At 28.9% G+C, this 11,718-nt stretch carries 5 protein-coding genes and 2 tRNA genes; 5 read left to right on the forward strand and 2 right to left on the reverse strand.

All coding sequences use genetic code 11. The features are described 5' to 3' along the window. Positions 1 to 269: 269 nt before the first annotated feature. Positions 270 to 1,166, reverse strand: coding sequence for a cation diffusion facilitator family transporter (locus tag H8S10_RS01370; RefSeq protein ID WP_186837708.1), 897 nt, complete (start codon positions 1,164 to 1,166; stop codon positions 270 to 272). Between the two features lie 265 nt (positions 1,167 to 1,431). On the opposite strand from H8S10_RS01370, the gene H8S10_RS01375 reads away from it, so the two are divergent. The 5 genes from H8S10_RS01375 to addA all read left to right on the forward strand — a co-directional run bounded on the left by H8S10_RS01375 (position 1,432) and on the right by addA (position 10,018). Then, positions 1,432 to 1,522, forward strand: a tRNA-Ser gene (locus H8S10_RS01375). Between the two features lie 5 nt (positions 1,523 to 1,527). After that, positions 1,528 to 1,620, forward strand: a tRNA-Ser gene (locus tag H8S10_RS01380). Positions 1,621 to 1,766: 146 nt separating this feature from the next. Further along, positions 1,767 to 2,708: an ROK family protein gene (locus H8S10_RS01385; protein ID WP_055268517.1), complete on the forward strand. Its 942-nt coding sequence runs from the start codon at positions 1,767 to 1,769 to the stop codon at positions 2,706 to 2,708. Between the two features lie 124 nt (positions 2,709 to 2,832). Then, the gene (gene addB / locus H8S10_RS01390; protein ID WP_186837709.1) at positions 2,833 to 6,258 is read left to right on the forward strand and encodes a helicase-exonuclease AddAB subunit AddB; all 3,426 of its coding nucleotides are present in this window, start codon (positions 2,833 to 2,835) and stop codon (positions 6,256 to 6,258) included. 7 nt (positions 6,259 to 6,265) lie between these two features. Then, positions 6,266 to 10,018 carry a helicase-exonuclease AddAB subunit AddA gene (gene addA / locus H8S10_RS01395; RefSeq protein WP_186837710.1) on the forward strand — a complete coding sequence of 1,251 codons (3,753 nt, stop codon included), beginning with the start codon at positions 6,266 to 6,268 and terminating at the stop codon, positions 10,016 to 10,018. Between the two features lie 300 nt (positions 10,019 to 10,318). Here addA and H8S10_RS01400 read toward each other — a convergent pair whose 3' ends face one another. Next, complete coding sequence (locus H8S10_RS01400; RefSeq protein WP_186837711.1) at positions 10,319 to 11,677, reverse strand: CCA tRNA nucleotidyltransferase; 1,359 nt, start codon at positions 11,675 to 11,677, stop codon at positions 10,319 to 10,321. Positions 11,678 to 11,718 lie beyond the last annotated feature (41 nt).

An 11,718-nucleotide genomic window follows, 5' to 3' on the forward strand; every position in this document is an offset into this window, starting at 1 on the left:
GGATTTCTACCTAATGTAGAGTATGTTTTATATAAATCTGTAAAATCTAATCCCTCCGTAACTTCAAATAGCAATCTTACTGAATCATCTTCACTTGGTATAAAAGGAACCTGTAATGCAAATCCTATTTGTTGCATAGGAATCACATTTTTTGTGAAGTTTTTCATATTATTACTATGCGCAAAAAAGGAAGTTCAAATTCGAACTTCCTTTTCTTTATCGGCAAATATCAAATTTTTTTTGATACAGCCCCTTCTATTATTTTAATATTATTTTAAGCAAATAGTATCATTGCAATTTATACAAGGTTCAACGTGAACAGTTATACCTTTTATAAAACTCATCTTTTCAAGTAAACATTTTTCTAAATTATTAGCTATTTCATGGCCTTCAAAAACAGTTAGATTTTTATCAACGCAAATAGTTAAATCTAAATATGCCATAGCTCCATGCTTTCTAGATTTAAGCTCACCTAAGTGAATAACTCCATCAGTTTCTTTAGCTATTTCAATTATTTTAGATTCTTCTTCCTCACTTATAGAACAATCCATAAGCTCATTAGCTGAATCTTTAAATATATCAAAACCAACCTTAGCAACAAAAAGTGCAACTACTATAGCAGCAATAGGATCTAAAGCTTTAAAACCTAACATTGAACCACCAATTCCTATAAAAGCTGCAATAGAAGATAATGCATCTGATCTATGATGCCAAGCATCGGCTTTTAATGATGGTGAGTTAATTTTTTTAGCTACTTTAATAGTTATTCTATATTGATATTCTTTTATAGCTATAGAAATAACTGATACTATTAGAGGTAAAATAGTTGGAATTTTAACTTGATCTAAGTGAAACAATGATTTAACTCCATTAAAACCTATTTTAAGTGAAACATATATTAGTAAAATTGAAAGCAAAAATGAAACTAGAGTTTCGGCTTTTTCATGACCATAATTATGACCTTTATCATTTGGAGTTTTTGATATCTTATTTCCTATCAAAACTCCTATGGAGCTTATTATATCTGATGCTGAATGCATTGCATCAGCAATCATTGAACTAGATCTACCTAAAATACCAGCAAATATTTTTATTATAGTTAATATTACATTCCATAGAATGGAGAGCATAGTGACTTTATTAGCCTCGTCAAATCGAGTATTCATATAAACCTCCGATAAACTAATTTCAATTGATATTTAAATAATAATATAAAATCCTTAGTAAAACAAGAGTTTATTCTCAATTATAATTATCAATTGAGAATAAGACTTGTTATATAAAAGTTAGTTTTGTTTAAATTTTTCAAGATTACCATTACAATTGTTAATGTTATCAATATGATAAAAATTATGTGAAAAAAAATATAAAAAAATATAAAAAATATGTTGACAGTATAAAACACCGCTGATATAATAATTCTTGTAACACGGAGAGATGGTCGAGTTGGTTTAAGGCACCGGTCTTGAAAACCGGCGTGCGTGTGAGCGTACCGTGGGTTCGAATCCCACTCTCTCCGCCAAAAGTGGAGAATTACTCAAGTGGCTAAAGAGGCTCCCCTGCTAAGGGAGTAGGCTGGGTTAAACCGGTGCGAGAGTTCGAATCTCTTGTTCTCCGCCAAGCAGCATCTAATAAGATGCTGTTTTTTTGTGTCCAAAAAATTTATTATAAATTTTACTAAAGGATTATACTAACAATTGTAAACGTAATGTTAAAATGGTATACTTAAAATTATTAAAGTGTAAATTAAGTGGAGGGGATATTATATGGAAAAAAAATATGTTGTAGGTGTAGATTTAGGTGGGACTAAAATATACACAGCTCTAGTAGATTTAGAAGGAAATATAATAAACGAAAAAATAGTTGAAACTCTTGCTGAAGAAGGCGAAGAAGCAGTTGCTGGAAGAATTATAAACACTATAGATTCTGTTATAGCTGGGGTAGATAAAGATTTAATAAAAGCTATCGGAATAGGCTCACCAGGACCTTTAGATGCTAAAAAAGGGATAATAATTGAAACATCTAATTTACCATTTAAAAATTTTGAAATAGTTAATGTTTTAAAGGAAAGATATGATTTACCAACTTATTTAGATAATGATGCAAATGTTGCTACATTAGCAGAATTTATGTTTGGTGCTGGAAAAGGTACTGAAAATATGGTTTATATAACTGTAAGTACTGGAATCGGTGGTGGAGCAATCATCAATGGAAAATTATATAGAGGAAATACAGCTAATGCTTTAGAAGTAGGTCATATGACTGTAAGCAAAGAAGGTCCAAGATGTGGTTGTGGAAATGTTGGATGTGCAGAAAGCTTTGCTTCAGGTACTGCAATAGGAAAGAGAGCAAAGGAAGCTGTTGCTAGTAAAGTAGTTACTTCTTTAAAGAAATATAATAATGTTACAGCTAAGGAAGTATTTATAGAGGCTGCTGAAGGAGATGCAGAAGCTAAGAGAATATTAGACAGTGCTTTATATTACTTAGGAATTACAGTAGGAAATGTAATGAGCCACTTAGACCCAGAAAAAGTTGTTATGGGTGGTGGAGTAATTAACGGTGGAGATATAGTTCTTGAAACTGTTAAGAAAGTAGTTGCAGAAAGATGCCTAAGTGTATTTGCAGAAAACTGTTCAATAGAAAAAGCTAAGCTTGGAGGACAAGCGGGAGTACTAGGAGCTGCGGCGTTAGCAATAACAGAAAAATAATATTATATATAATAAGGAGCAAGGTTTATACCTTGCTCTTTTTTATAGTAAAATAAATATATAAATTGGTTAGTTTAGTGAAGGTTAGGAAAGTATTAAAATATAAGATTAAAAGGAGTTATTTATGAGTATTAGATTTATATTTGGTAGAGCAGGTACTGGAAAAAGTAAGTTCTGCTTAGATCAGATAAGAAAAAAGATAGACAATGATGATGATAATAAGTTAATTCTCCTTGTTCCAGAGCAGTATACATTTCAAAGTGAAAAAAAGTTATTAAGTGAAATAGGAGAAAGAGCATTACTTAGGGCTGAGGTTTTAAGCTTTAAAAGAATGGCTAATAGAGTTTTTGATGAATGTGGTGGAAGGACAAATAAGATAGTTAGTGATTCGGGTAAAAACATGCTTATTTATAAGCTTTTAAAAGAAAAAGGTGATGACCTTAAATACTTTAATAGAATAAGTAAGCAACAAGGATTTATAAGCACAGTGTCTAAAACAATCACTGAATTTAAAAAGTATAATATTTCCGAGGAAATTTTACATGAAAAACAAGAAAGTATAGAAGATAAAGATTTAAAAGAGAAGATAAGTGATTTAGTGGATATTTATACTAACTTTAATGAGACTTTACATAGAAAATATATTGATGGAGAAGATGTATTAACAATTCTTGCTGATAAGTTAAAAGAGTGTAGTTTATATGATGGAGCTGAAATATGGGTTGATGAATTTACAACATTTACTCCACAACAATTAGAAGTAATATTATTGTTAGCTAAAAAGTGTAAAACAGTGAATATAACTTTATGTACTGATAATTTAGAATTATCTAGTGAAGATGATACAGATATTTTTGATGTTATAAAGAATACTGAAAATAGGATTCTTAAAGGTATGAAAGAAAATAATATATCGTATATGGAACCTATAAATTTAAATAAAAAATCTCCTTATAGATTTAAAGATAGTGAAGAATTAAAGCATCTTGAAAGACATTTCTTTTCTTATCCTTTTAGAACTTTTACAGGCAAGTGTAAAGATATAAGAATATATAAAGCAAATAATAATTACAGTGAAATTGAATATGTAGCTCAAGACATACTTAAACTTGTTAGAGATAAGGGATATAGGTATAGAGACATAGCCGTTGTTTGTAGGGATATAGATAGTTATGAGAAAATAGCAACTGTTATTTTAAATGAATATGATATTCCATTTTTCTTAGATAAAAAGAGAGAGATATTAGATAATCCTTTAGTTGTTTTAATAATATCAGCTTTAGAAGTTATAATATCAAATTGGTCTTATGAAAGTGTATTTAAGTATGTTAAAAGTGGCCTTATAAAATTAGACCAATATCTTATTGATAGACTAGAAAATTATATATTAGCGAATGGGATAAAGGGCTTTAAGTGGACTAGAGATTTGTATGAAGCTAATGCAGAGGAAATGTCTGATGAAGAAAAGCAAATGGCTGATATTATGGAGGAAATAAGAGAGCCAATAATGGTTTTATCTAAAAAAATAAAAAATGATGTTACAGTAAGAAAATACTGTGAAGCTATATATGAATTCTTATTAGATATAAAAGCTTTAGAAACTATGGAAGAATGGCTTGAAAATTTCAATAGTATTGGATTACAAGATAAGATAAAGGAATATGAACAAGTACCATCTATAGTTATGGATATCTTAGATCAAGCTGTTGAAGTATTAGGGGATGAAGTATTAGATATAAATACTTTTACAAGAATCCTTAGAACTGGCTTTGAAGAGCAGGAAGTTGGTGTAATTCCAATGGCCTTAGACCAGGTTAATATAGGTGATATAGCAAGAATAAAAGGTAGAGATGTGAAGGCTTTATATATTGTAGGAGTAAATGATGGTGTATTACCTTCTACAAATAAAGATGAAGGTATATTGTCTGATAGGGATAGAATTGAGTTAAGAGAACTAGGAATAGAGTTAGCTTCAGATACAAGAAGTAGAGTTTTTGAAGAACAGTTTATGGTTTATACAGCATTAACTATTGCATCAGAATATTTAATGATAACTTACCCTATGGCTGATTTTGAAGGAAAGTCCTTAAGACCATCTATAGTTATTCCTAGAATAAAGAAGATTTTTAAAGGTCTAAAAGAAGAAAGTGAACTTTATAATGAAGGTTTAAATGGTGATGAGTATTATAAGATAACAGCACCAATACCAACATTTAATGAACTTGTTGGAGCTTTAAGAAGAGAATGTGAAAAGGAAAAAATAGAAGAGTATTGGCTACAAGCATATAAGTGGTTTGAGAAGAATGATGATTTTGCTAAGAGAGCTGATATTATCTTTAAAGGATTAAAATACTCAAATTTAGCTGAAAAGATTCCAAGAGAAAAAATCAAAAAATTATATAGTAATGATAACGGAAGGCTTATATTTAGTGTATCTAGATTAGAGAAATATGCTCAATGTCCATTTAGCTATTATGTTCAGTATGGATTAAAGGCTAAAGATAGAAAGGTTTATGAGTTTTCAGCACCTGACTTAGGTTCATTTATGCATGAAATCTTAGATCAGTTTACAAACAAGATAAAGAAAGAACATATGCTATGGTCTGAACTATCTAAGGATAAATGTAGAGATATAGTAAATGAATTAGTAGATACGAAGCTTAAGAATGAATCTAATTCAATTTTAAATAGTAATAAAAAATACATGTATTTCTCAGAAAGATTTAAAAAGACAATAACTAAATCCGTTACAGTTATTTCAGAGCAAATGAGAAGAGGAGAATTTGAAATATTTAAAAATGAATTTGATTTTGGAGATTTTAAAGATTCAGACCCAATAGAATTAAAGCTACCATCTAATGAAAGTGTTTATTTAAAAGGTAGAGTAGATAGAATTGACAAAGTTGAGCTAGATGGAGAAACATATATAAGAATAGTAGATTATAAGACTGGCTCAAAGAGTTTTGATTTAAGTGAATTATATTATGGACTTCAAATACAGCTTTTAGTTTATTTAGATGCAATATTAAGAAACTCTAAGAAGATTCTTAGTAAGCAGTGTATGCCAGGAGCAATTCTTTATTTCAGAATAGATGACCCTATAATAAAGTCTAAAAAATCACTATCAGAGGATGAGATAAAGGATGAAGTTCTTAAAAAGCTAAAGATGAATGGCTTAATCTTAAAAGATGCTGATTTAGTTAGAGCTATGGATAATACTATGGAGACTTATTCATTAATAATTCCTGCTAAGTTTAATAAAGATGGAAGCTTTTCAAATAGTAGTTCTGTAATATCTGAAGAGCAGTTTGATATATTAAGAAAATATGTCAATGACAAGATGGTAGAACTATGTGAAGATATGCTAAGTGGAGATGTTAAGATAGAACCTTGTAAATCATCAAAGGTTATATATTGTGACTATTGTGATTACTCATCTATATGTCAGTTTGATACTTCAATAAAGGATAATAAGTATAGAATAGTAGTTAAGAAGAATAAAGAAGAGGTATGGGAAGCAATAGAAGAAAAGGTTCAGAAGGAGGAATAGTAGAGTTATGGGAGAGACTAAATGGACTAAAGAACAGTCGGAAGCAATATATACAAGAAGATGTAACTTGTTAGTAGCAGCGGCAGCTGGTTCAGGAAAAACAGCTGTATTAGTAGAAAGAATAATTCAAATAATCACAAATGAAGAAAATCCAGTAGATATAGATAAGTTATTAGTGGTTACATTTACAAGTGCAGCAGCTGCAGAGATGAGAGAGAGAATAGCAAATGCTATATCTAAAAAATTAGAAGATAGACCGGACTCTAAAAGTCTTCAAAAACAATTAACTCTTTTAAGTAGAGCAAATATTACTACTATGCATTCCTTTTGTTTAGATGTAATTAAAAACTATTTCTATACTATAGATTTAGACCCAAGCTTTAGAATTGCAGATGATACAGAATGTACTCTTATGAAAAATGAAATAATTGAAGAGCTTTTTGAAGAATTATATGAAAATGATGGCGATAATTTTAAAACTTTAGTTGAATCTTATAGTGGTTCAAGAGATGATGAAAAATTAAAAGATATGATTTTAAGATTATATAGCTTTTCAATGAGTGGGCCTTGGCCAGAAAAATGGCTTAGTGAAAAGGCAGAAGAATTTAATATAGAGACAGTTGCTGATTTAGATAAAACCGAGTGGATTAATGTATTAAGAAGTAATTTAGGTGTAGAGTTAAATGGCTTTATAAATATGATGAATAAAGCTATCGAAATAATAAAAGAAACAGATGGCTTAGAACCGTATATAGAGACATTTACTACAGAGCTATCTTATTTAGATAATGCGTATGCTTCTCTAAATGGTGGATTAGAAGAAATGTATAAAGCTTTTAAACTAATAAGCTTTGGTAGAATTCCAGTAGTAAGAAAAAATAAAGTATCAGATGAAAATGCTCAAGCCACAGTTAAAGGCATAAGAGATTCGATAAAGAAGAAGCTTGCAAAGCTTATAGAGGATAGTTTTACTTTTACGCCTGAAGAAGCATTAGAAGGTATAAAGAGAGTTTATCCATGTATGAAAACTTTAGCTAATATAACATTAGAGTTTGGCGAGAGATTTACTCAAAGGAAGAGAGATAAGAATCTTTTAGACTTTAACGATTTAGAGCACCTATGCTTAAAAATATTAATAGATAAAGATGAAGATGGCAATGTAATTCCTTCACAAGTTGCAGAACATTTTAGAGAGTATTTTGATGAGGTTTTAGTAGATGAATATCAAGATTCTAATAATGTTCAAGAGACCATAATAGATTTAGTTTCTAGAAAAAATTTAGATGAACCTAATGTATTTATGGTTGGAGATGTAAAACAAAGTATATATAGATTTAGGCAAGCTAAACCAGAACTATTCTTAGATAAATATAATAGGTATCCTCTTGAAGAAGGCGGTAGAGATAGAAAGATTCAATTATATAAAAATTTCCGTAGTAGAGAGGAAGTAATTAGCGGCTCAAATTATATATTTAAGATGGTTATGTCTACTATAGTTGGTGAGCTTGAATATACAGATGAAGAAGCATTAAATTTAGGTGCTAGCTATAAGGAAAATACTGATTTAGATACTGTTGTAGGTGGAGAAATCGAACTACATATATTAGATAAGTCAGGAATTGCTAAGGTTGAAGAAGTTGAGGTAATAGAAGAAAGAGAAGATGGGGAAAAGGTTGAAGAGGAAGAAGATGTTGATTCTATAGCCCTAGAAGCTAAGATTATAAGTAAAAGAATAAAAGAGTTGTTTACTGAAAAAGATGGAAAAACTTTTAAAGTATTTGATAAAGATACTAATGAATATAGAAATATAAAGTATAAAGATATTGTTATCTTACTTAGAGCTACGAAAAATTGGTCAGAAATATTTTTAGAAGAGCTAGGGAATGAAGGAATACCAGTGTATGCAGATACAGGTAGTGGTTATTTTGAGTCTATAGAAATAAGAACAATAATGTCTTTATTAAAGATAATAGATAATCCACTTCAAGATGTCCCTATGATAGCAGTATTAAGATCGCCAATAGTAGGGTTTTCAGCTGAAGAGTTAAGTGATTTAAGATTATTAAATAAAGATTTATATTTTTATGAAATTATAAAAGAAGTTTCAGAAGGAAATATAGAAGCTAATAAAGAGTTAAAAGAAAAGTGTATATCTATTATAGATAACTTAAATGTATGGAGAGAAAAATCAGTATACACTCCAATAGATGAATTTATATGGTATCTATATATGGATACAGCTTATTACGGATATGTTGGAGCAATGCCTAATGGTAAGTTAAGACAGGCAAACTTAAAGATTTTATTCCAAAGAGCTAAACAGTTTGAAAGCACAAGCTTTAAAGGATTATTTAACTTTATAAACTTTATAAATAAGTTAAGAAAATCCTCAGGAGATATGGGAAGTGCAAAGGTACTTGGAGAAAATGAAGATGTAGTTAGAATTATGAGTATTCATAAAAGTAAAGGTCTTGAGTTCCCAGTAGTATTCTGTGCAGGTACAGGAAAGCAATTTAACTTAATGGATTTAAATTCATCTATTCTTTATCATGAAGAGCTAGGCTTTGGACCTGATTATGTAAATTTAGAAAAAAGAAATGCTTATACTACATTAGCAAAGGAAGCTATAAAGAAAAGAATTAGACTTGAAACATTATCCGAAGAAATGAGAATTCTTTATGTAGCATTTACAAGAGCAAAAGAGAAGTTAATAATAACAGGAGCTACAAGAGATTTAGAAAAAGCTATTAATAATTGGGTTTCTTCAGCATCATTAGATGAAAAAATAATATTACCTTCAGAAGTATTGAAAGGAAAGTCATACTTAGATTGGATTGCCTTAGCTATGTGTAAGCATGCTGATGGAGAAATATTAAGAGAAGTAGCAGGAGTAACAAGGGATCTTGTTAGAGTTGATTATTCTAAATGGAAGATTAAGTTCTGGAATAAAGATTTATTAATTACTAACAAGGAAATTGAAGTAGTAGATGAACAAAATGAAATAAATTTAATTGAAGAGGCTGAAAATATTAAATCTATAGATAAAGAAATAGAAAGAAGACTTGGATATAAATATAAGTATAAAGAAGGAGCAATGCTTCCAAGTAATGTATCTGTATCAGATTTAAAGATGAGTGATTATGAATATGATGGAATAGCAACTTTAGAAATATTCAAAGAAAAGCCTCTAATTAAGCCAAAATTCTTACAAGAAGAAAAAGGATTAAGTGCAGCTGAAAGAGGAACTATAATGCATTATGTTATGCAAAAACTGAATTTAAGTAGAGTTAACTCTATAAGTGAGATAAAAGCACAAATTGAAGAAATGGTATTAGATAAATCTCTTACAGAACAAGAGGCATCAACGATTTGGTTTAAAAAGATATATAACTTCTATACTAGCGATTTGGGAAAAAGAGTATTAAAAGCTTTCAATAATAATAATTTAGTTCGTAGGGAGTTTCCTTTCTTTACAGAGGTAAGTAGTTTACAGTTAGGAGAAAATTTAGAAAAAAAAATTTACGAAGATGAAAAGGTAAGACTTCAAGGTATTATAGATCTTTTCTTCCAAGAAGATAATGAAATAGTTCTTGTAGATTATAAAACTGATTATGTAGAAGAAGGAAAAGAAGAAGATATTATAGATAGATATAGAACTCAACTTGCTTATTATAAAGAAGCTTTAGAAAAAGTAACAGGAAAGCAGGTAAAGGAAAGTTACCTTTATTTATTTTATATTGATAAAGTTGTTAGGTTATAGTGAGGGTTCATTTCATAGAGATGATAGATATATAATACTGTGACTTACATAACTTATATTAATTATTTTGTGAAAGTCAAGAAAAGCATTGAAATTACTAACTTTATAACATGATATACATGACTTACGTAAATTTAATGAGTATAATATGCAAAATAAAAAAATTAAAAAAGAAAAACTCATTTAGATATATATTATATAAAAAATAGGTAAGTCATGTATGTCAGTATTAAAAATATTATATAAACTCAGCAATATCAGTTGGTAGAGATGACTCACATAACAAATAGGTTAAATAAGTTAATGTGAGTCATTTAAGTTATTTAAATAACTTTTTGATAAGTTTATAAGTTTATCTTTAGAGTTTAAGTTTTTATCATCAAGTACTTTTTCTAATAAGTAATTAAGAATATCACCTAAAACTTTTCCGGGTTTTAAATCTAACTCTTTTATTAAAATTGAACCATCTATATCTAAATCTTTAATAGTTAAAGGTTCCTTATTTTCAAGTATTTCTTTAGTTTTGTTTGATATATAATCTACTTTGGTTAAAAACGGAACAGGATCCCATAATGAATTTATATCTGCTCTCTGTAATTCAAATAAAATAAATATATTTTTTGGACCAACTCGATTTAATAATCTTTTAATTTCACCATCAGTAGGCATATAGCTAGGCATTAGAACTAAATGGTCATAAATTATAGCACATACTCTATCAATAGTTTCATTATCAAACTTCAACCTTTTTAATATGTCTTTAGTCATATTAGCGCTTTCTATGTTGTGCTCAGGAAAGTAGTGATGACCATTTGGTAAGGCTACTAAGGTATTAAGCTTACCAACATCATGAAATAAAGCTGATAGTCTAAGAAGAAGGTCAGATTCAGTATTATTTATTACTTTCAAAGTATGTTCAAAAACATCTCTATTATGGTTATTACACAATGGAGTATATTGAACTAAAGAATTTATCTCAGGTAAAACTAATTCTAAAATTCCTGTATCTCTTAAAAGAATAAGACCTTTTGATGGATTATCACTTATAAGTAATTTACATAGCTCATCTCTAATTCTTTCAATACTTATATTTTTAATTAAGTTACAATTACCTTTAATTGCATTTAGCGTATTAGTCTCTATAGTGAAATTTAATTGAGCACTGAATCTGATAGCTCTAAGCATTCTAAGAGCATCTTCTTGAAATCTTATATTAGGGTCACCAACAGCTTTAATAATCTTATTATTAAGATCATTTAAACCACCAAAATAATCTACTAAGCCAGCTTTATCATTATAAGCAAAGGCATTTATGGTAAAATCTCTTCTAGACAAATCTTCTTTTAAATTTGAAACGAAATGAACAGATTCTGGGCGTCTATTATCAACATACTTTCCTTCAGTTCTATAGGTGGTTACTTCGAAGTTCTCTTTTTCTATAACTACAGTAATAGTACCGTGTTCTATACCAGTAGGAATTGTTTTTGAAAATAGATTTTCTGTGATATTAGGTGTAGCTGAAGTTGTAATATCATAGTCTTTAGGAGAAAGACCTAAAAGGCTATCTCTAACGCAGCCACCAACCATATAAGCTTCATAATTATTTTGATAAAATGTATCTATAATATATTTAACATTTTTAGGAATATTAATATTCATCAAATTCATCCTTACTATAAAATAAAATATAATTTTATTTT

It is taken from the genome of Clostridium sp. NSJ-49, from assembly GCF_014287725.1.
GTDB lineage: Bacteria > Bacillota > Clostridia > Clostridiales > Clostridiaceae > Clostridium > Clostridium disporicum_B.